Source organism: Paraburkholderia sp. RL18-085-BIA-A (assembly GCF_046027075.1).
Lineage (GTDB): Bacteria > Pseudomonadota > Gammaproteobacteria > Burkholderiales > Burkholderiaceae > Paraburkholderia.
On record NZ_JARESU010000030.1, the window covers coordinates 71,994 to 97,690 of the forward strand.

28 protein-coding genes are annotated in these 25,697 nt (G+C 63.7%); 12 read left to right on the plus strand and 16 right to left on the minus strand.

Features of this window, described 5'->3' with window-relative positions; genetic code table 11:
* Window positions 1-8: 8 nt before the first annotated feature.
* From P0D89_RS21505 to P0D89_RS21555, 11 genes are read right to left on the minus strand one after another with little or no spacing between them, the layout of a single operon-like run.
* On the minus strand, window positions 9-1,529 hold the full coding sequence (locus tag P0D89_RS21505; protein WP_408358711.1) for an aldehyde dehydrogenase: 1,521 nt from the start codon (window positions 1,527-1,529) through the stop codon (window positions 9-11).
* A 32-nt stretch (window positions 1,530-1,561) separates the two neighbouring features.
* The gene (locus P0D89_RS21510) at window positions 1,562-2,392 is read right to left on the minus strand and encodes an aspartate dehydrogenase (RefSeq protein WP_408358629.1); all 831 of its coding nucleotides are present in this window, start codon (window positions 2,390-2,392) and stop codon (window positions 1,562-1,564) included.
* The gene (locus P0D89_RS21515; RefSeq protein WP_408358630.1) at window positions 2,385-4,043 is read right to left on the minus strand and encodes a thiamine pyrophosphate-binding protein; all 1,659 of its coding nucleotides are present in this window, start codon (window positions 4,041-4,043) and stop codon (window positions 2,385-2,387) included. Before P0D89_RS21515 ends, P0D89_RS21510 begins: the two co-directional genes overlap by 8 nt.
* The gene (locus P0D89_RS21520; RefSeq protein WP_408358631.1) at window positions 4,036-4,845 is read right to left on the minus strand and encodes an SDR family oxidoreductase; all 810 of its coding nucleotides are present in this window, start codon (window positions 4,843-4,845) and stop codon (window positions 4,036-4,038) included. Before P0D89_RS21520 ends, P0D89_RS21515 begins: the two co-directional genes overlap by 8 nt.
* Window positions 4,845-5,729: an IclR family transcriptional regulator gene (locus P0D89_RS21525; protein WP_408358632.1), complete on the minus strand. Its 885-nt coding sequence runs from the start codon at window positions 5,727-5,729 to the stop codon at window positions 4,845-4,847. The genes P0D89_RS21520 and P0D89_RS21525 overlap by 1 nt, the downstream gene beginning before the upstream one ends.
* Window positions 5,730-6,620 (minus strand): alpha/beta fold hydrolase, encoded by an 891-nt coding sequence (locus P0D89_RS21530; protein ID WP_408358633.1) that lies wholly within the window; start codon window positions 6,618-6,620, stop codon window positions 5,730-5,732.
* Between the two features lie 46 nt (window positions 6,621-6,666).
* Window positions 6,667-7,194 carry a cupin domain-containing protein gene (locus P0D89_RS21535; RefSeq protein WP_408358634.1) on the minus strand — a complete coding sequence of 176 codons (528 nt, stop codon included), beginning with the start codon at window positions 7,192-7,194 and terminating at the stop codon, window positions 6,667-6,669.
* A gap of 26 nt (window positions 7,195-7,220) precedes the next feature.
* The gene (locus P0D89_RS21540; RefSeq protein WP_408358635.1) at window positions 7,221-7,988 is read right to left on the minus strand and encodes an SDR family oxidoreductase; all 768 of its coding nucleotides are present in this window, start codon (window positions 7,986-7,988) and stop codon (window positions 7,221-7,223) included.
* On the minus strand, window positions 7,981-9,066 hold the full coding sequence (locus tag P0D89_RS21545; RefSeq protein WP_408358636.1) for an aromatic ring-hydroxylating dioxygenase subunit alpha: 1,086 nt from the start codon (window positions 9,064-9,066) through the stop codon (window positions 7,981-7,983). Before P0D89_RS21545 ends, P0D89_RS21540 begins: the two co-directional genes overlap by 8 nt.
* Before the next feature lie 49 nt (window positions 9,067-9,115).
* Complete coding sequence (locus P0D89_RS21550) at window positions 9,116-9,427, minus strand: recombinase-like helix-turn-helix domain-containing protein (protein ID WP_408358637.1); 312 nt, start codon at window positions 9,425-9,427, stop codon at window positions 9,116-9,118.
* Window position 9,428: 1 nt separating this feature from the next.
* Window positions 9,429-9,743, minus strand: coding sequence for a non-heme iron oxygenase ferredoxin subunit (locus P0D89_RS21555; protein WP_408358638.1), 315 nt, complete (start codon window positions 9,741-9,743; stop codon window positions 9,429-9,431).
* Between the two features lie 439 nt (window positions 9,744-10,182).
* Here P0D89_RS21555 and P0D89_RS21560 point away from each other — a divergent pair, with 439 nt between their 5' ends.
* Window positions 10,183-11,256 (plus strand): porin, encoded by a 1,074-nt coding sequence (locus P0D89_RS21560; RefSeq protein WP_408358639.1) that lies wholly within the window; start codon window positions 10,183-10,185, stop codon window positions 11,254-11,256.
* A gap of 109 nt (window positions 11,257-11,365) precedes the next feature.
* On the opposite strand, the gene P0D89_RS21565 is transcribed toward P0D89_RS21560, so the two are convergent.
* Window positions 11,366-12,346, minus strand: a complete 981-nt coding sequence (locus P0D89_RS21565) for an IclR family transcriptional regulator (protein WP_408358640.1) — start codon at window positions 12,344-12,346, stop codon at window positions 11,366-11,368.
* A gap of 343 nt (window positions 12,347-12,689) precedes the next feature.
* On the opposite strand from P0D89_RS21565, the gene P0D89_RS21570 reads away from it, so the two are divergent.
* Together P0D89_RS21570 and P0D89_RS21575 are read left to right on the plus strand one after the other, a co-directional pair.
* Window positions 12,690-12,977 carry a hypothetical protein gene (locus P0D89_RS21570; RefSeq protein WP_408358641.1) on the plus strand — a complete coding sequence of 96 codons (288 nt, stop codon included), beginning with the start codon at window positions 12,690-12,692 and terminating at the stop codon, window positions 12,975-12,977.
* A 101-nt stretch (window positions 12,978-13,078) separates the two neighbouring features.
* On the plus strand, window positions 13,079-14,767 hold the full coding sequence (locus P0D89_RS21575; protein ID WP_408358642.1) for an acid phosphatase: 1,689 nt from the start codon (window positions 13,079-13,081) through the stop codon (window positions 14,765-14,767).
* Between the two features lie 104 nt (window positions 14,768-14,871).
* Here P0D89_RS21575 and P0D89_RS21580 read toward each other — a convergent pair whose 3' ends face one another.
* The gene (locus P0D89_RS21580) at window positions 14,872-15,546 is read right to left on the minus strand and encodes a DUF4410 domain-containing protein (protein ID WP_408358643.1); all 675 of its coding nucleotides are present in this window, start codon (window positions 15,544-15,546) and stop codon (window positions 14,872-14,874) included.
* Between the two features lie 163 nt (window positions 15,547-15,709).
* Between P0D89_RS21580 and P0D89_RS21585 the strand changes: the two genes are divergently transcribed.
* The 7 genes from P0D89_RS21585 to P0D89_RS21615 all read left to right on the plus strand — a co-directional run bounded on the left by P0D89_RS21585 (window position 15,710) and on the right by P0D89_RS21615 (window position 21,778).
* Entirely contained in the window at window positions 15,710-16,069 is a 360-nt protein-coding gene (locus P0D89_RS21585; RefSeq protein WP_408358644.1) for a DUF3564 domain-containing protein, read from the plus strand.
* A 373-nt stretch (window positions 16,070-16,442) separates the two neighbouring features.
* Complete coding sequence (locus P0D89_RS21590; protein WP_408358645.1) at window positions 16,443-17,192, plus strand: DNA/RNA non-specific endonuclease; 750 nt, start codon at window positions 16,443-16,445, stop codon at window positions 17,190-17,192.
* A complete protein-coding gene (locus P0D89_RS21595) occupies window positions 17,185-17,445 on the plus strand; it encodes a hypothetical protein (protein WP_408358646.1) in 261 nt (86 codons plus the stop codon). The genes P0D89_RS21590 and P0D89_RS21595 overlap by 8 nt, the downstream gene beginning before the upstream one ends.
* Before the next feature lie 290 nt (window positions 17,446-17,735).
* Entirely contained in the window at window positions 17,736-18,113 is a 378-nt protein-coding gene (locus P0D89_RS21600) for a hypothetical protein (RefSeq protein ID WP_408358647.1), read from the plus strand.
* 311 nt (window positions 18,114-18,424) lie between these two features.
* Window positions 18,425-20,284 (plus strand): dihydroxy-acid dehydratase, encoded by a 1,860-nt coding sequence (gene ilvD, locus P0D89_RS21605; protein WP_408358648.1) that lies wholly within the window; start codon window positions 18,425-18,427, stop codon window positions 20,282-20,284.
* 253 nt (window positions 20,285-20,537) lie between these two features.
* Window positions 20,538-20,891, plus strand: a complete 354-nt coding sequence (locus tag P0D89_RS21610) for a hypothetical protein (protein WP_408358649.1) — start codon at window positions 20,538-20,540, stop codon at window positions 20,889-20,891.
* Between the two features lie 2 nt (window positions 20,892-20,893).
* Window positions 20,894-21,778 (plus strand): 4-hydroxy-tetrahydrodipicolinate synthase family protein, encoded by an 885-nt coding sequence (locus tag P0D89_RS21615; protein ID WP_408358650.1) that lies wholly within the window; start codon window positions 20,894-20,896, stop codon window positions 21,776-21,778.
* A 56-nt stretch (window positions 21,779-21,834) separates the two neighbouring features.
* Here P0D89_RS21615 and P0D89_RS21620 read toward each other — a convergent pair whose 3' ends face one another.
* Entirely contained in the window at window positions 21,835-22,560 is a 726-nt protein-coding gene (locus P0D89_RS21620; protein WP_408358651.1) for a Crp/Fnr family transcriptional regulator, read from the minus strand.
* Window positions 22,561-22,651: 91 nt separating this feature from the next.
* Between P0D89_RS21620 and P0D89_RS21625 the strand changes: the two genes are divergently transcribed.
* The gene (locus tag P0D89_RS21625) at window positions 22,652-23,191 is read left to right on the plus strand and encodes an Mpo1 family 2-hydroxy fatty acid dioxygenase (RefSeq protein WP_408358652.1); all 540 of its coding nucleotides are present in this window, start codon (window positions 22,652-22,654) and stop codon (window positions 23,189-23,191) included.
* Window positions 23,192-23,205: 14 nt separating this feature from the next.
* Here the strand turns inward: P0D89_RS21625 and rarD are convergent, their stop codons facing one another.
* Together rarD and P0D89_RS21635 are read right to left on the minus strand one after the other, a co-directional pair.
* A complete protein-coding gene (gene rarD, locus P0D89_RS21630) occupies window positions 23,206-24,102 on the minus strand; it encodes an EamA family transporter RarD (protein WP_408358653.1) in 897 nt (298 codons plus the stop codon).
* Window positions 24,103-24,364: 262 nt separating this feature from the next.
* Entirely contained in the window at window positions 24,365-24,610 is a 246-nt protein-coding gene (locus P0D89_RS21635) for a hypothetical protein (protein WP_408358654.1), read from the minus strand.
* A 53-nt stretch (window positions 24,611-24,663) separates the two neighbouring features.
* Here P0D89_RS21635 and egtD point away from each other — a divergent pair, with 53 nt between their 5' ends.
* Window positions 24,664-25,644, plus strand: a complete 981-nt coding sequence (gene egtD, locus P0D89_RS21640; protein WP_408358655.1) for an L-histidine N(alpha)-methyltransferase — start codon at window positions 24,664-24,666, stop codon at window positions 25,642-25,644.
* Window positions 25,645-25,697: the final 53 nt, after the last annotated feature.

The following is a 25,697-nucleotide window of genomic DNA, read 5'->3' on the forward strand; positions in this document are numbered from 1 at the left end:
CTTGCGTATCAGTTAGCCCGGGGCGCGTCAGCCAGGGGCGCGTTAGCCCACGCCAGCGGCGCGTCGTTCAAGCCCCAGTAGAGGCTCTTCTGTTGCATGTATTCGCGGATGCCGAGGCGCCCTTTCTCGCGTCCCATGCCGCTCTCTTTCCAGCCGCTGAACGGCGTCGAGATCGAGAACAGCTTGTAGGTGTTGATCCAGATGGTGCCGGCTTCGAGCGCACGGGCGATCCGGTAAGCACGCTTGTAGTCGCGCGTCCAGATGCCGGCGGCGAGGCCGAACACACTATTGTTCGCTTCTTTCAGCAGCGCCGCTTCGTCGTCGAACGGCATGGCCACCAGCACCGGCCCGAAGATTTCTTCCTGGCAGATGCGCGCGTCGTTGGTCAGGCCTTCGAGAATCGTCGGCTGGAAGTAGGTGCCGGCTTCGCGGCCATCGCCGACCGGACGCTCGCCGCCGCACAGCAGGCGCCCGCCCTCTTCGAGACCCAGCGCGACATAGCGCTCGACAGTTTCGCGATGCGCCGCCGTGATCAGCGGACCCATCTGCGTTTGCTCGCGCGACGGATCGCCGACACGCAGCTTGCGCGCGCCTTCGGTCAGACGCTTCATGAACACGTCGTAAATCGAGCGCTGCACGAACAGACGCGAACCCGCGATGCACGCCTCGCCCGACGAACTGAAAATGCCGTACAGCACGCCGTTGACCGCGTGATCGAGATCGGCGTCGTCGAACACGATAGTCGGCGACTTGCCGCCGAGTTCGAGCGATACCGGCATCAGCTTGTCCGCCGCGATGCGCGCGATGCCGCGGCCCACTTCGGTGCCGCCGGTGAACGACACTTTCTTCACGAGCGGATGACGCACCAGCACGTCGCCGATCACCGAGCCCTTGCCGGGCAACACGCTGATGACGCCCTTCGGCACACCGGCTTCTTCGCAGATGCGCGCGAGCGCCAGCGAAACCAGCGGCGTGACTTCAGCAGGCTTTAACACCACGGCGTTGCCGCCCGCGAGTGCCGGTGCGAGCTTCTGCGCGTCGGAAGCGATCGGCGAATTCCACGGCGTGATCGCCGCAATCACGCCGATCGGCTCGTACACGCTCATGGTCAGATAGTCGCCGCGCGACGGCGTGACTTCTTCGTCGAGCGTTTCGAGGCAGGCCGCGAAATAGCGGAACGTGTTCGCGGCGCTCGCCACCAGCACGCGCGTTTCGCCGATCGGCTTGCCGTTGTCGCGGCGCTGCAATTGCGCGAGCGCTTCGTGGCGCGCCATCATCAGATCGGCGATGCGGTACAGGATCAGCGCGCGTTGATGCGGCTTCAGACCCGACCAGTCCGCGCGGCGCCATGCGAGGTCCGCGGCTTCCACGGCTTCGCGGGCGTCGTCGGCATTGGCCGTCGAGATTTCCATGTTGACCGACTGATCCGCCGGATACAGGCTTTTGTACGGGTTGCCACGTCCTTGCCGCCATTCGCCGCCGATGAAAATATCGCCGGTGGGCACGAGGCTGGTATCGAAGTGAGTCATGTCGGTCATTCCGGTTTGCTTCAGCTAAAGTCTTAAATCACGCAACGGGCCGCGCGATTGCGCAGCGCGCGAATCGCGCTATACGCGGTCAATGCGGACGTCTTGGGGTTGTCCGGCAGCGGCTTGCCGCACATTTCCAGCGACATCTCGCCGAATGCGCCGCGCGCGACGATCCGGTGGACGTTGCGCGTCACGTTCGGGTCGGCGATCAGGCGCACCGTGGTGTGGTCCAGACCGAGACCGGCCAGCGCAATCGTCGCGGCAACATTCGCGTTCTTCGGATAGAGCCGCGCCGCTTCGCGTGCGCTGCCTTCGAAGATCACCCGCTCTTCGTTCAGCGCATGCAGATCGCAGATCTGTTCAGCCGGCGTGCCGAGCCAGCCGGTCGGCGGCTTGCGGCCCGTGTACAGCACTTCGTCGAGACCGCCGAGCTTGGCCGCGGCGAGCGCGTCCACTCCGCCGATCGCGCCGGACAGCAGTGTCAGCGTCGCGTCGCCCTCGTCGGCGGCGGCGGACAACGCGTCGAGCAGCATCACATCGGACAACGCACCGATCGACGCCACCGCGCAATCCGTGCCGGCTTTCAGCAGCGGCACCACGTGATCGACCAGCGCGCTGTGGCCCGCGCATTCCAGCGCGAAATGCGGCTGGCTGCTCAACGCGGAGACCGAGGTCACTACATCCACCGACGCGCCCACCACTTCACGCACCGACGCCATATGCCGCGCCGGCACGATCACGTGCGACACGCGCACCGTCGGATCGGCGGCGACTGAGCGGTACACCGCCTGGCCGATCGCGCCGAAGCCGATCATCGCGACGTCGACGGGTGCGTGATGCCCCGCGTAGCCGGCCTCATGCATGTTCCGGCTCCTGTTCCTTGATCGGCGGGCCCGCGAACGCAGTCGCGAACGCGCCGACCGACAGCATGTCCACTTCGACCAGCACCGGACCGCTCTTCGCGATGCCTTCGCGAATGATCGCGTCGGCGTGGTCGAGCGATTTGATGCGGTAGTGCGTGAGCTTCAGGCTCTCGCAGAACTGCGCGAAGTCCGGCTGATGCAGATCGACGTAGCAGCGGCGGCCGCCGTAGTGCGCGTCCTGAATGTTGCGGATCACGCCGTAGCACTGGTCGTTCATCAGCACGATCATCACGTTGGCGTTTTCCTGCACGGCCGTCGCGAGTTCGCCGACATTGACCATCAGGCCGCCGTCGCCGACCAGGCACACGGTCTTCGCGGCATTGCCCGCGAGCGCCGCGCCGATCGCCATCTGCATGCCCTGGCCGATGCCGCCGCCGAGCGCATGCACGCCCGAGCGCGGTGAGAAGATCTTCAGCAAGCGGTTGCCCCACGTGCTGTTCGAGATCGTGACGTCGCGCACCCAGTTGTAGTCGCGGCCCACTGCCGCTTGCAACGCGTCGACAAGGCGCTTGTATGGGCCAAGGCCCTTGCCCACGTCGCCGGCCGCGCTTTCGCGCGCGGCGGCCAGATCCTGCGCGAACTTCGGATCGACCTTCAGGCGGCCTTCGAGCAGCGTCGCCAGTTCTTCGAGAACGGCCGATGCATCGCCGTGAATGAACATCTCGTTGCGGTAGCCGCGGTTGTCGGCGAGCGCGTCGGCGTCGATGCGATACAGCGGTTGCGGCAGCGCGAGCTTGTACTTCAGCGTTTCATTGCCACGCAGACGCGAACCGACCACCACCAGCGCATCGCAGGTCTTGTAGAAGCTCTCGACTGCCGCATGCACGTTGAACGCGCCGAGCGTCGCCGGATGATCTTCCGGCAGCACGCCGCGGCCCTGCACGCTGGTCACGACGCCGAAGCCCAGCGCCACGAGGCGCTCGACCGCCTTGGCCGCATGACGCGTGCCGCCGCCCAGCCACAGCAGCGGGCGCTTCGCGTTGACCAGTTGCTCCGCGAGTTGGGCGACGCGCTGGCTGCAATGCGTGAGCGTCGTGACGTGCGGCGCGGCGAGGTCTGCCGGCCATTCGACTTCGGCCGCCTGAATGTCGATCGGAATCTCGACGCTGACCGGGCCGCTCGGCGCGGTTCGCGCGACGCGCACGGCTTCGCGGATCGTCGACAGCGCAGTTTCGACCGAGCGCACGCGATACGCGGCCTTCGAGATCGACGACAGCATCGACAACTGATCCGGCGCTTCGTGGATGTACGCGAGGTCCTGGTCCAGGTATTCGGTTTCGATCTGGCCGGTGACGTGCAGCAGCGCGGTGCCCGCGGTCAGCGCTTCGACCATCGCTCCCGCCGCGTTGCCCGCCGCGGTGCCCGTGCTGGTGAACGCCACGCCGAGACCGCCGGAGACGCGCGCGAGGCCGTCGGCCATGTTCACCGCGCCGGCTTCACCGCGCGCGCCGACGTAGCGAATCTTGCCGCGGTTGTGGATCGCGTCGAGGATCGGCATGTTGTGAATGGAGATCACGCCGAACGCGGTTTGAACGCCGCATTGCTCGAGGAAAGCGGCGATCAGTTCGCCAACGGTGGTTTTGTTAGACATGTCGTGCAACGCCTCCAGAAACATCGATGTGACTGCCCGTCGTATAGGACGACAGCGTCGTAGCCAGGTAAAAGAGTGCTTGAGCGGCTTCTTCGGGGCGACCGAAGCGGCCTAGCGGAATGTTTTTCGTGCGCGCCAGTTCGGCGGTCCAGTCTTCCCAGCTCTGGCCCGGCTTCGCCTGGGTCGCGAAACGGCGGCGCCACTGACCCGATTCGACGATACCGATCAGGATCGAATTGACACGGATGCGCTGCGGTGCAAGTTCGACCGCGAGCGACTTGATGAGGCTCAGCACGCCGGCGCGCGCCGACGACGTCGCCACCATGTGCGGCTCGGGTTGCAGCGCGAGCAGCGAGTTCACGCAAACCACCGCCGCGTTGTTGCCGGCGCCGGCCGCGTCGCGCAGCATCGGCAGAAACGCGCGGGTCGGGCGGATCACGCTGAAGTACTTGAGGTCGAGTTCTTCGCGCCATGCGTCATCGGTGGTGTCGGCGAAGGTCGATACACGACCTTGGCCCGCGTTGTTCACCAGCATGTCGGTGCGGCCGAAGCGCTCCTGCACCGCCTTCGCAAACGCATTGACGTCGTCGGTGTCGAGCACGTCGCAGCTTTGCGCCAGCAGTTGCGCGTCGGGAAACTGCGCGTTCAGCGCGGCTTGCGCTTGCGCGAGTCGCTCGGTGTTACGGCCGCAGATCGCGACCGAGGCGCCGGCCCGCAAAAACAGTTCGGCGGTCGCAAGGCCGATGCCGGACGAACCACCCGTCACCACTGCTACCTGCCCGGTCAAGTCGATTTGAATCATCAGAGCCCCAATGCCTTCATGAATTTGCTGCCCGCGTTCGGGCCACTTTTCGGCCGATAGTTGAGCCGCTGCGAGAGTTCGTCGGCCGCGCGGCGGACCTTGTCGATCAAGCCACTGTCGAGCAGCGATGCGTCAATCTCGTGACGCGGAATCGTCGTCGTGATGACGGCGACGATGCGGCCCGCGTCGTTGCGCACCGGCGCGCTGACCACTGAAATGCCGCGCTCGAACGACGACTCGCTGATTGCGAAACCGCGCCGCGCGTCGTCGCGAATCCGTTCGTACAGGTCTTCGACGGTGGCGGGCGTCTGCTTCGTGAAGCGTTCGAGTTCCGGCTCGGGATAGAGCTTCTTCAGATCGTCGAGCGTCATGTCGCCCATCAGCACCTGGCCGTGCGTCGTCGCATGAGCGGGCAGACGGGTGCCGACGTTGACCTTCACTGAACTGAAAATCGGCGCATGGCTTTGCGCCTTGGCGACGAACACCACGTCGCGTCCGTCGCGAATCACGATGTGGCTCGTCAGACCGGTGTCGTTGCGCAGCGCTTCGATGATCGGCAGACCGAGGTCGGTCAATTCGAGCGAGCTCAGATATTCGAAACCGAGCCGCAGCACCGCGACGCCGAGGCGATAGTTGCGGTCCTTGTCGGCACGCTCCAGAAAGCCGAGCGATTCGAGCGTTTGCAGCAGACGGAACACCGTCGTGCGGGGAATCTTCAGGCGCCGGGATAATTCCGGGGCACCGAGAACCGGCTCGCGCGGCGAGAACTCGGTCAGAATCCTGAGACCGCGTTCCAGACCCGGCACCCGGTAGCCGGAATCGCTGCTGGTGTCGGTGCGGTCGTCGTCCGCGTCGCGCTCGGCGTTGGTGATGTCGGGCGTCATTCATTGGCTCCGTTGTCCGCCGCTCGCGCGGCGGAACGTGTCGATGATCGCGGTGTACGCGGCGGGTGCTTCGATATAGCCGGCGTGGCCCGCGTGCGGCACGACCTGCAATGGAGTGCGCGCGGCCTGCGCGAGACGCTCGCAGGCGGCGGGCGGGGTAATGGTGTCGTCGGCGCCGACCACGACGTTCACGCGGCCTGTATAGCGCGCGAGGTCGGCGGCGAGATCGGCGTTCGCAAGCAGATGCGTCGCTTGCGCGTAGCCGTGCTGGATCACGCGCGACATGTTCCAGCGTACCCATACGCGGGCTTCGTCGCTTGCGTGGGCGGACAGCATATTGGCGCTGCGCTTTTCGGCGAGACCTTGCGCGCCGAGTTCTTTCAGCATGGCGAGGCGTTGGTCGCGTTTCGTCTCGCGCACCTCAGCCGATGCCGCACCGTAGCCGCCCGCAGGCGACAGCAGCAGCAGACCGGCCACGCGGCGCTGATAGGCGGTCGCAAACGCGCCGGCGATGATCGCGCCGAGCGAGTGCCCGACCAGCACGCAGCGTTCGATGCCGAGCGCGTCGAGCCAGTCCTTCAATACGGTTGCGTAATCGCCTGCTACGGGCGAGCCCGCCGCGACCGGCGTGGACGCGCCATAACCGGGCGCATCCCACGCCAGCACGCGGCGGCTCGCGCCGAGCACGTCGAACTGCTGCACCCACGATGCTGCGCCCGAACCGATACCGTGCAGCAGCACGAGCGGCAGCGCGTCGCTGTCGGCGCTGCCGGCTTCGCGATAGCTCAGCACGCGCTGCGATGCCAATGCGACCTGCTGCGCCGGAAAGCGCGCAAGGCGTGCTTCGAACGTGGTGGGCTGATCGGCGGTAGCGGACGGGACTGCAGACATGATTTCCTTCGCGAGTGTTTTGAAGCTGGAACGGCGCTTGAGCGATTTAGCGCTTGAGCCTGGCGAGCGGCGAATCCGGCGGATACGTCGGCGTAATCGGCTTTGGCGAACCGAGCATCACGCACATCAGCGCGTCTTCTTCGCCGATGTTCACTTCCGTGCGGTACACGCCCGGCGGCACCGAGATCAAGTCGCGTTCACCGAGCACGGCTTCCCACGTCTGACCGTCTTTCTCGCAGACCACTTTCATCTTGCCGCGCAGCACGAAGAAAATTTCTTCGACATCCATATGAATATGGCTCGGGCCGATGTTGCCGGCCGGGATCACCATCGTCGAAAACGTGAAGCCGCCTGCGGGCACCGTGTTCGAGTCCTTCGCGACGCCCGTTCCGCCCGTGCCGACGTAGCGCATTTGCGCGCGGCGGTACTTCGGGTCGTAGTCGGCCTGGAACTTCAGCGCGTCCCAGTCATAGCGACGCGTTTCCAGACGCGCGACGCGGCCGTCCAGCCATTGCGCGAAGCTCGCGTCCGCGGGTTGGTCCCACGATTTACGTTCGATATCGGCGTCCGCCATCTCTTTCTCCTTTCGATTCGACAAGATCAATTCATCACGAAGCCGCCGTTCACCGGCAGCAATTGGCCGGTCACGAAGCGCGCGGCATCGGACAACAGGAACAGCACCGGCCCGGTGACGTCGTCGGGCACTTGCGCGCGCGTCAGCGCGCGGCCTTGCAGGTAATACTGATGACGCTCGGCGGGCACGTAGGCGGTCGCCTCGACTTCGGTCAGACCCGGCGCGATCGCGTTGACGGTCACCTGATGGGCTCCGAATTCGCGCGCCAGCGAGCGCGTCATCGAGATCACCGCGCCCTTGCTCGCGACATACGCAAGCAGCTTCGGCGCACCCCACATCGCCGTGTCCGACGCGATGTTGACGATGGCGCCGCGGCCCGACTCGCGCAGATACGGCAGCGCGGCGGTGCTCATCAGCCAGGTGCCGCGAACGTTGACGTTCATCACGGCGTCCCACGTATCGACCGACAGCTCGTCGGCGAACTTGCCGCCGGAGTTGGTGATCGCCGCGTTGTTGATCAGCGCATCTATGCCGCCGAGTTGCGCGGCGCCTTGCTGCGCGAACTGTTCGATGCTGACGGGATTGGCGAGATCGAGCGGCAGGTAGGTCGCCGCGTGGCCATGCTCGCGCAGCGATGCCGCGAGCACCGCGCCTTCGTCATGCAGCACGTCGCCGAACACCACTTGCGCGCCGGCTTGCACCAGCGCCCGGACAAACGCCGCGCCGAGACCGCGCGCGCCGCCCGTCACGAGGACACGCCGACCGTTGAGCGCTGCGTGTGCGTGGTTATGCATGGCTGTGGCCTGCTGCTTGCGTCGCGGCTGCCGCCGATTGCGCGCGATGCGCGTCGAGATCGGCGAAATGCTGTTGCGCGCGCTGGCGCAGCATGCGGCGCACACGCGTCATACCGACGTCGTGCTGATAGAGGAATTCGTGCTCGCGCGCGTTCGGCGCCATGCTTTCGAGCACGTAGCGATCCTGTTCGAGCACGGCCCAATGCAGACCTTCCAGACGGTTGCGATACAGGAAGCGCCATGCGTCGCGCTGCCAGCCTTGCACCTTGCGGGTACGCCAGAAGTAGACCTGGCAATTGTCTTCGTCGACCGGCACGGCAAAGCCGATGATCCCGAAGCTGCCGCCCGGGCCGAACTTCTTCTGGTACGGAATCGCGAGGCGCATCCACAGGCAGCCGGTTTCGCCGAGTTCCACCCAGTCGAAGTTCACGTCGCGCTGGCCGACCTTTTCGAACATCAGACCGGTTTCGGTCTTACGCACGCGCATGTCGGCCTGCTTGTCGCCTTCGGCCATCGAGTGCGACGTCGCGTGCAGATACGCGCCGTGCATCGGGTCCATCACGTTGTCGATCGCGTACTGGTAATTGCACTTCCAGTGCGACATGCACAGGAAACTCGCGTACTCCTCGCCGACCAGTTCTTCCGGCAGCGTGAGCGGCGTGGGTTCCTGATGCGCGTCGTCGCCGAACCACAGAAAGATCGCGCCGGCGTGTTCTTCGACCGGATACGACTTCACGCACTTCTGGCCTTCCAACGGGCATGCCGATACGGCGGGCACGCGCTGCACGGTGCCGCTGCCGTCGACTTCAATGCCGTGATACCAGCACGCGACGCTGCCGCCGAGGTTCCAGCCGAGCGACAGACGCGCGCCGCGATGCGGACAGCGGTCTTCGAGCGCGCGGACTTTGCCTTCCTTGTCGCGCCACAGCACGATCTGGTCGCCCAGGCGCGTGATGCCGACCGGCGCGTCGCCGACTTGCCAGCTCGGCGCGACGGGATACCAGTAGTTGCACAGGCCTTTGTTCAGGTACGACTGGATCGGATCGGCTGCGCCTTGAGTTGTAGTGGGGGACGTCATGAAGAGACTCCGGATGCGGATGCGATGAAACGTGTTCGGGAAAGCGCGCTTATTCGGCGAGCAGACGGAATTCGGTGGCGAGACGCTCGGCGTCCCACGCATTGCCTTCCGGGGTGCGGAAGCCGACGCGGTTCAAACCGTCGACCACGTCCTGCAACTCGGTCGCGCCGGCTTCGAAAACCTGTTCGAGCGCGTCGCCGAAGTCGTTTTCGTATTGGGTCGGCTCGGCCTTGCGCGTTTGCCAGATGAAGTTGCTGGTCTCACCCGGCTTCTCGATCACGCCCTTGCCGGCGACGTTGTTCGGCTGCGGCGCGAGCCACGGCTTCAGGAAGGGATTGAAGTTCACGGCTACCTCTCGCATGTCATGCCACCTTGATCTGGATTTCTTCGCCTGCAAGACGTACGGAATACATCTTCAGGTCGCGGCCGCCGGGCTCTTTCAGGCATTTGCCCGTCGGGATATGGAACACGGCCTCGTGCAATGGGCACTCGACGGTGTCGCCGTCGATGAAGCCTTGCGTCAGCAACGCGTATGCGTGGGGGCAGACGTTTTCCAGCGCGTACAGCGCATCGCCCACCTTGTAGATGCCGATTTCGGCGCCGTCGAGTTTGAACTCGAGCGGCGCGTCTTCGGACAGGTCGCCGGCATGGCCGGCGCAGCGCCATTGATCAGTCATTTCTCGCCTTCTCCTGAAGCTCTTTGTTCCATGTAAGGAACAACAGTTCGTGTATGGATAATTATAGGAGCGGCCTCAGCGAGAAAAAATAAAAATCTGAGGTGGTAGGGGAAAACACCGACTGTGGCTTCTGCAACACATCACTGCGTGATCCGGCGGGCGTGGGGGGTATGGCGTGAAGCCTTGTCAGCACTGGATTTACCGAAAAATCCACGACCAATTCGAGCAGGGCTCTGCGGGTTTGTACGGGGCCCGAAAATTTATTTTGACTACTTTCAGACTCACTATACTTTTCCATAGGCGATACAGACGACCATAGGTGGAACATAAATAGAACAGCTTCGGTGCCTTGACCCAAGCTGCATTCAAACCCCATAGCAAGGATCAGCGACGACGAATTCGGCCCGCGCCGATTGTCGTGTGATCAGGAGAACCAACGGTGAAGCACATCATTGCGGCCGGCTTGACGGCAATCTGCGCAACGACGGGCGCCTGGGCGCAGAGCAGTGTGACGCTCTACGGCAGCCTGGATGCCGGTGTCGCGTATATCAGCAACGTCGGCGGCAGTTCCAGGTGGATTCAGGAGCAGGGCAACATGCAGCCCGACCGCTGGGGCCTGAAGGGCGTGGAAGATCTGGGCGGCGGCCTGAAGGCGGTTTTCCAGCTTGAGAACGGCTTTTATACGAACACCGGAGCGTTCGCTAAACCAGGCGTGCTGTTCAATCGTCAGGCGTTCGTCGGCCTTGGTTCGGACAAGATCGGCACGCTCACGTTCGGCCATCAGACGCCGTTCAGCTTCGACGTGCTGGGTCCGTTGAGCACCGCATATCAGGCCGCCAGCTGGTATGCGTTCCACCCGGGCAACATCGACTCGCTGGCCGACACCAGCGTGGTGCCGTTCGACAACTCGGCGAAATTCCGTTCCGCGAGTTTTGGCGGCTTCTCGTTCGGCGCGATGATGGGCCTGGGCAACACGACCAACTTCGCGACCGGCAGAACGCTGAGCTTTGCCCTTAGTTATGCGAATGGCCCGTTCAAGGCCGGCGCGGCGTATTCGGACGAGCACGACCGCACGCCGTCGATCGTCACCACCGGCATCACCACGTTCCAGGGCGTGCCCGCCGCGACTTATGTCGCGGACAAGGTGCAGAACATGGGCGCGGGCGCGTCGTACCAGTTTGGCAAGCTGCTGGTGCACGCGCTGTACACCCGCGTGAAGCTGGAGTCGGCGGGACACTCGGACACGTTCCAGAGCTACGACGCGGGCGCGAATTATCAGTTCACGCCGTTCAACACGGTGGCCGGCGGCGCCGCGACCACGACGCTGGCAGGACATCGCTGGACTCAGTTCATGATCGGCGATATCTATGCGCTGTCGAAGTCGACGCAGTTGTATGTGAATGCGCTGTATCAGCGCGCGGGTTCGGACACGAACGCTGCGTTCTTTACCGCGGGTGTGTCGAGTGGCCGGAATCAGACGATCGTGCTGACTGGCATCCATCACTCGTTCTGAGCTTCGGAGGCTTTCAGCTGATGACGGTATAAGGCAAACGAGCCCGGCTGCGCACGCAGCCGGACTCGCGAAACAACGTAATGCAACAACACTTACGCCAAAGGCCGGATCAGCTTGCTGCGACCGGCTTGCGACGCGCCTGGGCGGCGGTCGCATCATCCGGCCGCGGCCGGTAGCTGAGTCGCTCGGACAGTTCAAGCGCTGCCTGGCAAACGGCGATGATGAGCGGCTCGCGTTCCTCGGCTTCGCCGATATCCGAACGCGGAATTGTCACGGTCAACGCGGCCGCGATCTTGCCGCTTTGCTCGCGCACCGGCGCGCTCACTACCGAAATACCACGCTCGAACGACGCCTCGCTCAGCGCATAGCCGAGCGCCGCGCTTTCGCGCACTCTTCCATACAATTCTTCGACGGTGGTTGGCGTGCGTTCAGTGAACCGTTCGAGTTGCGGCTCGGGATACAACTGGCGCAATTCCTCGAAGCTCAAATCGCCCATCAGCACCTGGCCATGCACCGTTGCGTGGGCGGGCAAACGCGTGCCGACGTGCACCTTCACGGAACTGAACATCGGTTCGCGGGTTTGCGCTTTGGCGACGAACACCACGTCGCGCTGATCGCGGATTAGCAGATGCGTGCTCAGGCCGGTGACGTCGCGCAGGCGTTCGAGAATCGGCGTGCCGACATCGGTCAGTTCGAGCGAACTCAGGTATTCGAAGCCAAGCCGCAGCACCGCGACGCTCAGGCGGAAATAGCGGTCGCCGTTGACGCGTTCGAGAAAGCCGAGCGCTTCGAGCGTCTGCAACAGGCGGAAGGTGGTGGTGCGCGGAATGCCGATCCGCTTCGACAATTCGGGCGCGCCGAGCACCGGCTCGCGCGCGCTGAATTCAGCGAGGATGCGCAGGCCGCGTTCGAGGCCCGGCACCAGATAAGTCGATCCGCCGACGCTCTCTTCGTCGGTGGAATCGGTGGAAGCGGTGGCTTGGGCGCTGTCCGCCCCGGGCGACGCCGTTTCGTCGCGTGAAGCTGAAACGCCCGCCCCGCGCGGCCTCGTGGGCTTGCGTCCCGCTCCTGTCTGCTCTTCTTTTGCCATCTTGGCTGCCGTTTTCTGCTGTTCGTCATGGTCAGATCAGCATGATAGCGCGAAGCGTACGGCGCTCACTCATCGCGCCGCCCGGTGCCTGCAAGGACGCGCCGACCGACAAAAAATGCGCGCCTCATATGCAGCAGTGAGACTCCCGAAACCGGCGCACACCCAATCGAAACAGGAGTCGTAATCGCTCGCGTTGCGGCGCGCCGCGCGCAATGCGCGGCCAACCTCACTTTTGCTGCGCTGCCACCAGGACGCGCGGTGCTATGCTTTGATCCGGTCCATTTGCGCGGCCCCAGCGTCTCGGCCGCGTTCTCGCTGCGCCCAAGCGTATGGAGGCCACGCCATGTCCGATTCCATTCAGATCAAGGTTGCCGACTCGCATCTTTATCCGGGCTGCGCGGTACGCATCGCGCATCTGCCCGAGCCGGCCCGCGGAGCCGCCGCGGTCGTCGAATTCGCGGACGGCTCCGGTGCGCGTGCCACCTGCAATCTGCGCGCGCATGACGAACTCGAATTGACCGTCGACGGTTATGCGACACAAAAGCGTCATCCCGTGGATGCGCGGCACTGGCTACTGCTCGCCGTCGACGCAACGCACAACAGTTGGCGCGTGAAGCGTCGGCTGCCTTAACCCGCGAGGCCCGCCGGCCTCTTCGAATCCGCAACCGGTGACGGGCGCGCCACCTCCGTGCCGCACTCACGCGCCCGCTACGCAAACTTCGGAACCTGCCGATGACCGACCACGATTCCAGCCTCCCGCCCAACGACGACCACAACGCTCCCGACGATCCCGAACGCCGCCGTGTCCTGACCGGTCTCGCGGCGGTCGGCCTCGGCCTCGCGTTGACCGGCTGCAAGACCGAACAGAGCGCGGCGAGCAACGCGCCGCCGCGCAGCGCCGCCGACTTGCGGCTCGACGCCGCGCTGCACGATCAGGTCAAACACATCGTGGTGATCTACGCCGAGAATCGCAGCTTCGCGAATCTGTACGGCAACTTCCCGGGCGTCCAGCATCCGCTCGACGCCGTGAGCGCCGAGCGCTACCTGCAACTCGACCGCGACGGCAAGACGCCGCTACCGCGCTTGCCGGCCATCTGGGGCGGGCTCGTGCCGCAAGCGCAGGAAGTCGACGGCCGGCGCTACATGATCGGCCAGAACGATCTCGACCATCTGCACAACCGCCCTTTCCGGATCGCCGACGCGCACGGCGCGCCGCTGCCGACCGGCGTGATCACGCGCGACCTGGTGCATCGCTTCTATCAGAACCAGATGCAGATCAACGCCGGACGCAACAACCAGTTCGCGGCGTGGGGCGATTCCGGCGGCCTCGTGATGGGCCATTACCGCAACTCCGCCGATTCGCTGCGTCTGTGGAATCTCGCGCAGCAGTACACGCTGTGCGACAACTTCTTCATGGCGGCTTTCGGCGGCTCGTGGCTGAACCACATCTTTCTGATCTCCGCGCAGGCGCCGTTCTATCCGGACGTCCACAACAGTCCGGTGAAGAAGCTGGTTTCAGTGGTGGAAGGCGACGATCCGGCCGGCACCCGCCTGAAGCAGGCGGCGGATTCGCCTGCGTCCGCGCTCGACGGTCCGCCGAAATTCGTCAACGACGGCCTGTTCACCGCCGACGGCTACGCGGTCAACACGATGGCGCCGCCCTATCAGCCGAGCAACGTGCGCCCGGCCGAGGGCGGTGATCCGGCCTTCGCCGATCTGTCCAATCCGCGCGTGCTGACGCCGCAGCATTACGCGACGATCGGCGACCGGCTGACCGACAAGGGTGTCGACTGGGCGTGGTACAGCGGCGCGTGGCAATACGCGCTGGAGCATCAGGACACCGGCGCGGTGCCCGACTTCCAGTATCACCACCAGCCGTTCAACTACTTCGCGAACTACGCGCCGGGCACGGCCGCGCGGCGCAGGCATCTGCGCGATGCGGGGCTCGGCAACGACGCGTCGTCGAACCGTCTGATCGCGGATATCGATGCGGGCAGGTTGCCCGCCGTCACGTTCTACAAGCCGCAAGGCGATCTGAACATGCACGCGGGTTACGCAGACGTCGAATCGGGCGACCGTCACATTGCCACCCTGGTCGAGCATATTCAGCGCGGCCCGCAGTGGGCGAATACCGTCGTGATCGTCACGGTCGATGAAAACGGCGGCTGGTGGGATCCAGTTGCGCCGCCCAAGGGCGATCGCTGGGGTCCGGGGTCGCGAATTCCGGCGCTGGTGATTTCGCCGCTAGCGAAGAAGGGGTATGTCGATCACACGGTGTACGACACCAACTCGATTCTTCGCTTCATCAGCCGCGTGCATGGATTGGCGCCGCTCGACGGCGTGGTCGCGCGGGATCGCGCGTTTGCGAGCAATGGCCTCGCGCCGCCAGGGGATTTGACGGCACCGCTGGATCTCGCCTGAGCGTTCAGATCGGCTAGGTTGGTGCGCGCTGGCGGCCGGTGTATCCCGATGGATCGGTCCGCCGGCTGTGACGCCCTCGCAAGCGCCGTTCGCGACACCGCGGCCTACTGCGCTGCGGCATGCAGCTTGGCGATCACCGCATCCGAGATGTCCTGCGCGGTCTTGTTGATCGTCTTCTTCTCGTCGCCGCCCGCCATCACGAACTTCGCCGCGATCACATAAGGATTCAGCTTGATCGCCGCGCCCGGCATGGTCTTGCCGCCGGCTTCTTCGATCGTCTGGTAGAGCGGCGGCAAATCGGCGGCGCTCAGGTTGTCGCACGACACCGCCACCTGAATGTCGTTCTGACCGGCGCCAAGGCCGACGATCGCGCGCCGCAGGCGATTGCCCTCGTCGACGCTCAGAAACACGCCGCGCACTTGCCAACCGACGACCGGCAATGGCTGCCCCGGCGTGATACGGCGCGCGTCGACGCCGCCTTTCCTCAAGTCTTCCGTCAGCGCGTCCGCCATCTCGTTCACGATGTGCTGCGCATGCTCCTGCGGATTCTTGTCCTGCCCCATCGGTCCAGGTCCGCTCGGCAGCAAACCGCGCAACCGACGCACGTGTTGCCCCGGGCCGCTGTCCGGCGTCACGTTGGCCACGTCCAGATCGAAATCGGCTACATAGACGACCGGCGCCGGTGCGGCGAACGGCACGCTATCCGCCGCGAAACCTAACGGCGCCGTCGCGCTCAGGCAGATCGCCAACACCGTGAAGAGCAGGAACCGACGCAACATCGCACACCTCCGCGAACGTCGAAGTGACGACGGCTATCGTACAGGCGGGCGAGTCGGATGTGCGCCTTTTTCACGCAGGATAGCCGTCAGCTTTTGTCTTGCATAAAGCGCGTTGCGGCATAGACTGATAAAGCATTGACTTCGCAATTTGTACGGGACTGCTATGCGACTGACCATCCTGATCAACGGTTCCGATCCCACCGTTAGCCACGATTACGCTGTGCTGTGGCTCGACACCGAGCAGCACCGGTGGTCGAGAGAGGCACATCAAGGGATCGATCTGCCCCCGTGGGGCGAATTGCACGACGAGGACGGCGTGACCACGCTCTGCGCGCCCAGCGCGGATGCGCCGCTGTGCACGCTGCGCGGCTTGCACGTCGACCGCAAACAACGCGTGAGCGCGGCACAAGGCGCGGCCGCCTGGACCGCCCTGCCGACGCATGCGCAGGCTAACGGCTTCTGGCGCCTGCAAGCCGTCGACCGTCAAACGGTACGCGCCGAAAACAGCGTATTCGGTAATTAGGTTTCAGCTTTATTTCCGCAGCCGGTTTTTAATCGGTCGAAAATTCCATCCGCGAGAACGCGTTCGCTCGAGTGAGCAAATTCGTTCGTGCGGTACGCCGCACATTTTGATTCTGCATTGCACGCATTTAAGCCAATCTTAAGCATGCGTGAGTAGAGTCAAAAGTCCACGCATTAGGGTCGCTGCAAAGCGGCCCGTTTTTTTGCGCGCTTTCTTTTTGCGTGCTTGCCTTCGCCGCACGCCCGTGTCGTTTTCATTGCGACGGGTCATTCGCCTGCTTTGCTTTCTTCCTTGTATCCGCCCTGCATTTCAGGTCGCTCGATACAGGCTCGCGACGCTATACTTGCGCCCCCATCCTTCGAACGACCGACACATGAAGAAGTGGCTTGCCTGCCTGTTATTCGCCGTTGCCGCGCACGCGAGCGCGGCGCCCTCGTGTACCCAGTTCACCCCCAATGCGCAATGGCCCGTTCTGAGCAATCAGAAGATGGCGCCGAAAGCGCGCATGCTTTGCTATAGCGATTTCGCGGTTCTGCATTCGGGCATCACGCACGGGCCGCTATGGTCCGCCGAACATCTGACGCGCGACCATATCGAAGCCGCCAAAGACATGGTGCGCACCAACAAGTTTTTCGAAGACCCGCGCCTGCCCGAAGGCGAAGGCGCAACACTCGCGGACTACAAGCGCAGCGGCTTCGATCGCGGCCATATGAGTCCGGCGGGCAACCGCTGGAATCAGCAGGCGATGGCACAATCGTTCTCGCTCGCCAACATCGTGCCGCAGAATCGCGACAACAACCAACGGCTGTGGTCGCGCATCGAAACGTCGGTGCGCAAGATCGCGCTGTCCTACGACGACACCTACGTGGTCACCGGGCCGATCTTCAACGGCCAGCAGTTGCAGACCATCGGGCCGACGCGTGTGTTCGTGCCGACGCAGTTGTTCAAGGCCGTCTACGTGCCGTCGCGGCAGTTGGCGTTCGCAGTGGTGGTGGACAATGTCTCGACCAATCGTTACGACATCAGGACGATTCACGAACTCGAAGCAGCATCAGGCATCCGTTTTCCGGGCATTCCGGAAAACCTCAAGGACCAGCGACCGGGAGGACTGAAAGGTGTTTAAACCCTATTCGAACGATGACGACGTGCTCAACATTCAGGGCGACGCGCTCACGGTGAGCAACGGCACCACGCGTGTGGTGTTGAACGGCACATTGGAACTGACGCAGGATCAGCGCGGACTGAAGGCGGCGCTTGCGCTGAAAGAGGCGGTGGATGCGATCGTCGCCAGCTTGCAGGCGCAATCGAATCTGCCCGCGAAGGTGAAAGACGAGCCGGATGCGAAACCCGGCGTCGTGCAGAATCCGTTTCAGTGATGCTCTAGTCAAACGCATGTGATGCGAAGGCGGGAGAGCTTCTCGCCTTCGCTTTTCATCTTCTGTCTCACCTTCACCACCCGCGCACATCGCTTCATTTCAACGCGAACGCACTCCCCTCGCGCATACCTCGACGCGTCACGTTGATTCAGTACATCGATATGTTTCGGCAGTTACGTTTTGTCACCAGAGCAGCGTCAACTCCTGTCCTCCGATCCACGTTAAACCGGCAGCGCTGAAAAAATTCAGTCGCGACACAAGAATCCACCGGTTCAACCAGGAGTCACACCATGAAGACGCTTTTCGCCGCTCTCGCTTCCGCTTTGCTCGTGTCGACCGCATTTGCTCAAACGGCCGCACCGTCCGCGGCGCAACCCGCACAGCCCGCGCAAATGCAGAGCGAAGGGCAAGCGAATCTGAAGGCGAGCACCGCCGTGCAAACCGGCGCGACGGACGAAGGCGCAGCCGCCACGAAGACTCCGGCCAAGACGACGAAGGCGCATGTGAAAAAGACGTCCGCCGCGCACACCGCCAAAGCACACAAAGCCGTGAAGAAGACCGCATCCGAAACAGGCACCACGAAGGCTAAAACGGAGAGCGCGAAAGAGGCCAGCAATGCCCCGGCAAAAGCCGACGGCGCACAAACCGACACGACAAAGACGCAATAACACGTGATCGGTTTCGGCATGCAGCGGCCACGCATGGTTAGATAATCGAAGCCGAACCGTGCCGTTCAGGGAGGCGAGTCGCATGACTCGCCTTTTTTCGTTCTTCGTCCAACTGGGGAGAAAGTGGCGCTTCTGAATGAATGCATGGCTGACAGCGCTGCGCGGAGCCCGTCCGCAGCACGGGCCCGAGGGGTATGGGATAATCCCCGGCTTGCCCAGAGCGCGGCTCAAAAGGTTGTTCGCACGGGCGCTCGAAGGGCCTTTATTCCCGTGGCCCGCTTCCTTTCTGCGATATTTCATTACCAACCACAATGCCCGCATACCGTTCCAAAACCTCCACCGCCGGCCGCAACATGGCGGGGGCGCGCTCGCTGTGGCGCGCCACCGGCATGAAAGACGAAGACTTTTCCAAGCCGATCATTGCGGTGGTCAATTCGTTCACCCAGTTCGTGCCCGGCCATGTGCACCTGAAGGATCTGGGTCAGCTCGTCGCACGCGAGATCGAGGCTGCCGGCGGCGTCGCCAAGGAATTCAACACCATCGCGGTCGATGACGGCATCGCGATGGGCCACGACGGCATGCTGTATTCGCTGCCGAGCCGCGACATCATCGCGGACTCGGTGGAATACATGGTCAATGCGCACTGCGCCGACGCGATGGTGTGCATCTCCAACTGCGACAAGATCACCCCCGGCATGCTGATGGCCGCGATGCGGCTCAACATCCCCGTGATCTTCGTGTCCGGCGGCCCGATGGAAGCCGGCAAGACGCGTCTCGCCAATCCCGCCACCAAGACGCTCGAGTTCAAGAAGCTCGACCTGGTGGACGCCATGGTGATTGCCGCCGACTCAGCCTATTCCGACGCCGACGTCGCCGAAGTGGAGCGCTCCGCCTGCCCGACATGCGGCTCGTGCTCGGGCATGTTCACGGCCAACTCGATGAACTGCCTCACCGAGGCACTGGGCCTCTCGCTGCCCGGCAACGGCACGGTGGTGGCCACGCACGCGGACCGCGAGCAGCTCTTCAAGCGCGCTGGCCGCCGCATCGTCGAACTGGCCCGCCAGTACTACGAGCAGGAGCAGGCGTCGATCCTGCCGCGCGCGGTGGGTTTCAAGGCGTTCGAAAACGCGATGACGCTGGACATCGCGATGGGCGGCTCGACCAACACGATTCTGCACCTGCTGGCAATCGCGCGCGAAGCGGAAATCGACTTCACGATGACCGACATCGATCGCCTCTCGCGCATCGTGCCGCAGCTGTGCAAGGTGGCGCCCAACACCAACAAGTATCACATCGAAGACGTGCACCGCGCGGGCGGCATCATGGCGATCCTCGGCGAGCTGGATCGCGCCGGCAAGCTGCACACGAACGTGCCCACCGTGCACGCCGCCACGCTGAAGGACGCGCTGGATCAGTGGGACATCACCCGCACCCAGGACGAAGCCGTCAAGACCTTCTATATGGCCGGCCCCGGCGGCGTTCCCACGCAGGTGGCGTTCAGCCAGAACGCGCGCTGGCCTAGCCTGGACCTGGATCGCGCCGAGGGCTGCATCCGCTCCTACGAACATGCGTTCTCCAAAGAAGGCGGCCTCGCCGTGCTGACCGGCAACATCGCGCTCGACGGCTGCGTCGTGAAGACCGCCGGCGTGGACGAAAGCATCCTCGTGTTCGAGGGCACGGCTCACGTCACCGAATCGCAGGACGAAGCGGTCGAGAACATCCTCGCGGACAAGGTCAAGGCCGGCGACATCGTGATCGTTCGCTACGAAGGCCCGAAGGGCGGCCCCGGTATGCAGGAAATGCTCTACCCCACGAGCTACATCAAGTCAAAGGGTCTCGGCAAAGCGTGCGCGCTGCTGACGGATGGACGCTTCTCCGGCGGCACCTCGGGCCTGTCCATCGGCCACTGCTCGCCTGAGGCGGCAGCCGGCGGCGCCATCGGCCTCGTGCGCGACGGCGACAAGATCCGCATCGACATTCCGAACCGCACGATCGACGTGCTGCTGTCCGATGAGGAACTCGCGCGCCGCCGCGAGGAGCAGAACGCCAAGGGATGGAAGCCCGCCAAGCAGCGTCCGCGCAAGGTGTCCGCTGCTCTCAAGGCGTATGCGAAGCTGGTCATGTCGGCTGACAAGGGCGCGGTGCGCGACCTGTCGCTGCTGGACGATTGATGCTGAGGCGGGCCGCGGGCCCGTCCGCTCTCCAAAGCCGCTCCTCGGAGCGGCTTTTTTATGCGCGCGTTCCTTGCGACTTTGCTGGCGACTTTCTTCGCGAAGCGCACGAGCCAGCGTTCAAGCAGATACATGCACATTGCGCCCGCGTGATTTTTTCAGCGAACGCATCAATTTTTGCGCGGCGTTTACGAGCGGAAGTCTAATCTGCAACTGTCCTGATCAACCATGGCGTCAACGAACGCCACATCACATGGCACTCACGCAATCAATCGACGACTTCGCCACGCAATCGCTCAAGCAGTCGTCTAAGCCGTCGCCGGTCCAACACAACAACGTCATTCCCTTTCCGTCCGCACGCGCGCTGCTGCAGGTCACGCTGCCCCACCCGTTGCACGATCACGCCGGTACGCAATTACGCGCACTGCTTCACTCGCCGCTTGGCGTGTATGTCGTCAGTACGCACGCGTCGCGGAAAGCGGTTTCCGTGCAACTCGACATTGCGTCCGAGGACCTCGACTTCACGCTGCATACGCTGATCTCGACCGTCCCCGCCGCGATGATCGGACCGTTGAAGCGCCGCGCCAGCGTCGCGAAGGCGCGCTGATCATGTTCTCGGGTATCTGGTTGCCAATCGTCACACCGCTGCGCAATGGCGAAGTCGATATCGACGCATTGCAGGGCCTCGCGGATTACTACCTGCATACGGAGATCAGCGGTTTCGTCGCGCTGAGCACGACGGGCGAAGCCGCGTTGCTCTCGCAAGCCGAGCGCATCAGCGTTCTGCACGCATTGAGCGAGGTGATCGGCTCGCGCCTGCCGATGCTGATCGGTGTCGGCGGATCGAATACGCACGACGTACTGCACGAGATGCAACGCTATGAACGCTGGGACTGCGCGGGCTATCTGGTCTCGGCGCCGTCGTACGTGTGTCCCGATCAGGCCGGTGTGCAATGGCATTTCGAGCAGGCCGCGCATGCCACCGAGCGCCCTATCGTTCTATACAACGTGCCGCATCGAACCGGCGTGACGATCGAGCCGGACACAGTCGCGCGGCTTGTCGAATGCGAGAACATCGTCGCGATCAAGGAGTGCGTGAAGGCGCACTTCGCGCGGCTGAGCGGCCTGCCGATCAACCTGCTATGCGGCACCGACGAAGCCTTCGACGCGTGTCTGGAGCACGGCGGCACAGGCGGCATTCTGGCGAGCGCACATGTGTGCGCGGATCTGCTGATCACGTTGAGGGAGTCGGTCCTGAGCGGCCACGACATGGATGCGCGGCATCTGTTCGCGAGCCTCTTGCCGGTATTGCGCCTGCTGTTTGCCGCGCCGAATCCGTCCGCGATCAAGGCGATGCTGGCTTTCGATCATTCGCTCAGCGACGAAACGCGCATGCCGATTACGCGCGCGTCGGCGCAACTCGTCGGGCGGCTGAGCATCGCGCGCGACAGGTTGCAGGATTTGCGCGCCGAATTCGCCAGCACGATGACTTAGCGCGTTGCCGTTCGGCAGCAGGTTTGCGCCGCGAAGCGTGATCTTGAGAAAGCCCCTCAGTCTGGCGACGGCAGCGGCCCAATCTCCAGATCCGCCAGCGCGCCGAGCTTGCGCACATCGGCAATTTCGATCTCGGCGTAGCCCAGCTTCAACGCACCTTGCGTTTCGAACTGCTTCAACACCTGGTTGATCGTCTGCCTGGACAACGCGAGCATCATCGCCAGATCTTCCTGCGGCACTTTGAGGACGCGCCGAAATGTGCCGAGTTCGCCGTAGCCGCCCGCCATCAGCAACAACCGGCGCGCGACGCGCTGCGCGGCAGGCAGCAGCGCGGCTTCCTCGATGGCATCGAACGCAAGGCGCAGCTTCTGCGTGAGGAGCAAACCGAACACATGCCACCACGCCGGCATGCGTTCGAGCAATGCGGCCAGCGCGGCGCGCGGCACGTGAAACAGCTCGGCATCGCGCTCGGCATACGCGTCGTGGGTTCGCGGACGGTTGTCGAACAGCGCGATCTCGCCGAACCAGTTCACCGGTTCGATGACGGCGAGCAGCGCCTCCTTGCCCGCCGAACTGGCCGCGCCGATTCTCATCAGACCGTCGAGCACGCAATAAAGGCCGTCGTCGGCATCGCCGCGCGAAAAGAGCCGTTGCCCGGCGGCAAGACGCTCGACGCGCCCCGCTTCAACCAACTGCACTTGCAGCGCGCCCGGCGCCGAGCGGAACCACGCACTGCGTTCAAGCCGCGCGGCAAGCTCATTCGATGAAAATCTCACAGTCATAGGACCGCATCCGTACGCGAATGTCGGCTACCCGATGGTTTGAAATTCCGCTGCCCGCGATTATGCTGACTTCGACGGAGGAACGGCATCCATGAGAACGCTGACGCAACAACTGACGCAATACGCGGCTTACCATCGCGACCGGCGCAATATCGCCACGCACTTCATCGGCATTCCGCTGATCGTGCTCGCGCTGGCCGTGTTGCTGAGCCGTCCCGCTTTCACGCTGGGCGCACTGCCGTTGACGTTGTCGGCGGCGTGGCTGTTGTTCACCGTGGCAACTGTCTACTACCTCGTGCTCGATGTGCCGCTCGGCGTGATGATGGCGTGCGTGTCGGCAGCGTGCGTCGCGTTCGGCGAGTGGCTCGCCGCCCAATCCACGATTGCCTGGCTCGCCACCGGCATCGGTCTGTTCGTGATCGGCTGGGGGTTCCAGTTCATCGGTCACGTGGCGTACGAGCACCGCAAACCGGCCTTCGTCGACGACGTGATCGGCCTCTTGATCGGACCGCTGTTCGTGCTCGCGGAAGCGTTGTTCGGCGTCGGGTGGCGGCCCGATCTGCGCGAAGCGATCGACGCGCAGGTCGGGCCGACGCGTATCAACGCGGACCGTGCGACGGCGCATCGCTGATTGCCGGGCGCCACTCAGTTCGGCGCCAGCCGAACCAGGCGAACGCTATGCAAGGCCGTCAACGCGACCGCAATCCAGATCGGGATATAAGTCGCCAATTGCGCGGCGCTCAGTGTTTCGCCGAGCAATGTGATCGACACCAGCACGAGCAACACCGGTTCGACATAACCGAGAATGCCGAACAGCGCGACCGGCAACAAACGGCTCGCCTTCAGATACGACGCCAGCGCAATCGTGCTCAATGCGCCGAGGCCCGGCAACAGCAAGCACCACATGTCGACGCGGCCGGCGATCATCGCCAGCGACCCGCCGATGAGGATGAACACGAATGCCACTGGCAACAGTAGCGCCATTTCCATCGTGAACATCGCGAGCGAATCTTCATTGATCTTGCGGCGCAACGCGAAGTACGGTGGATAGCCGAGTGCGACGAGCAACGTCGGCCACGAAAACGCACCGGTCATCCACAGTTCGTGGCCGACGCCCGCCGCCGCGCAAACCACCGCGAGCCACTGCAATCCGTCGAGGCGTTCGTGATAGTAGAAGCGGCCCACCAGCACCATCGCCAGCGGCAGCAGGAAATAGCCGAGCGACACTTCGAGCATCCGGCCATGCAGCGGCGCCCAGAGAAACACCCACAGTTGCACGCCGAGCAAAGCCGCGCTCGCGATCATCGCCACGCCGAGCTTCGGCTCGGTCACCATCCGGTAAACAAGCCGGCGCAGAATCGGCAGGCGCTTGCGCAACGTGACGAGCAGCAGCGCGCCCGGCACGGTCCATACGATGCGCCACGCAAAGATATCGAGCCCGCTCAACGGCGCGAGCAACGTTGCGTAGGCGGACAGTAAAGCAAACATCGCCGACGCGCCGATGGACAACGCAATCCCGCGCCTGGGGTCGTACTGGTTCATTGCGCGGCCTGTTGCAGAGATGTTCCGGCGTTCAACGCGAGCATCGGCACCGTGGTTTGCAGCGCAGCATTGGCTCGCGCGGCGTTGATTATTGTCATTGGAAGTGATCTCACAAGCGGGCAGTGCGAATCAGACAAGCGCTGCGTTTTCATTTTCAAACGGCACGGCAAGCCAGCATTCTAGACGGGTTGTCCGTTGCGGGCGTCTGCGGACTTTCCGTCGCCTCGCTACAATTTGTCCGTGCGCATCGCGCGCCGATGCACTAGAACATAACTTTCACGCGCGCCAGTCGAGCCCGCGCTGTCTTCGCTGTTTCAATCGACAACGCCTCGATAGCGTCGCTTCTGGCGACGCAAGCGCGAATCTTGCTAAAGAAGTCTTGCACGCTGTTTGCAACGTAGTCCGCAACAGCTTTCGCAGCAGCACCGAGCCGGGCCGGCACAGGTAGTCCAACGGACCAGCCAGCCTTCTCTCCCACGGCATGCATCACCAGCGTTTCACCGCGCATGCCGCCGCCCGCCAAGCAATCCCGCTCATCCGAATGTGACTACTGGAGCCAGCATGACCCAGCCAGCCCTCTCGCACGACGCGTCACCCGATCTTCGCTCCGCCTTCGCCGCCGATGTGCGTGCCGGACTCGTCCACACACCGCAGAAAGAGTTGCCGTCGAAGTATCTGTACGACGAAGTGGGCTCCGCCCTCTTTGAAGTGATTACCGTACTGCCCGAATACGGCGTGACGCGCGCGGAGGAACGCCTGCTCGCGAAGCATGCGGCGGACATCGTCGAGCACCTTCCGCATGACGTGACCGTCGCCGAACTCGGCAGCGGCAGCGGCCGTAAAACGCGGCGCATTCTTGAAGCACTGTGTAAAAAACGCCCCACTTCTTACTGCCCGATTGAAATTTCGCGCAGCGCATTGCAATTGTGCAGGCGCGAGTTGGGCGACATCGAGAGGATTTCGATCGTCGGTTATGAGCGCGATTATCTGGCCGGTCTCGCCGAAGTGAGCAAGCAGCGCTCGGCGGATGAACGGTTACTCGTACTGTTCCTTGGCAGTACGATCGGCAATTTCGGCAGACTCGCGGCGACGCGCTTTCTGCGCGATATCCGCAACATGCTCGCGCCCGGCGACGCGCTGCTGCTCGGCACCGACCTCATCAAGCCGACGCCGGTGCTGGTGGCCGCCTACGACGATTCGATCGGCGTGACTGCCTCGTTCAACCTGAATCTGCTCGCGCGCATCAATCGCGAACTGGACGGCGATTTTCCGCTCGACGCGTTCGAGCACGTCGCGCGCTTCAACCCGGACGCGCGCAGTATCGAAATGCATCTGCGAGCGAGGCGCGATGTCACGGCGCACATCGGCGCGGCGCAGTTGACGGTATCGCTCAAGCAAGGCGAAACGATCTGGACCGAGAGCAGCCACAAATATCGCGCGGAGGAAATGCCGGCGGTCGCTGGCGGCGCGGGCTTCGTCTGCAGCCATCAGTGGATCGAAGAAGAATGGGGCTTTGCGGAGAGCCTGCTGCTGGCGCAATAGGCCCGCAATAGGCCCATCACGCGCACCAACGACAAAGGCGGCGCGCCATCGTA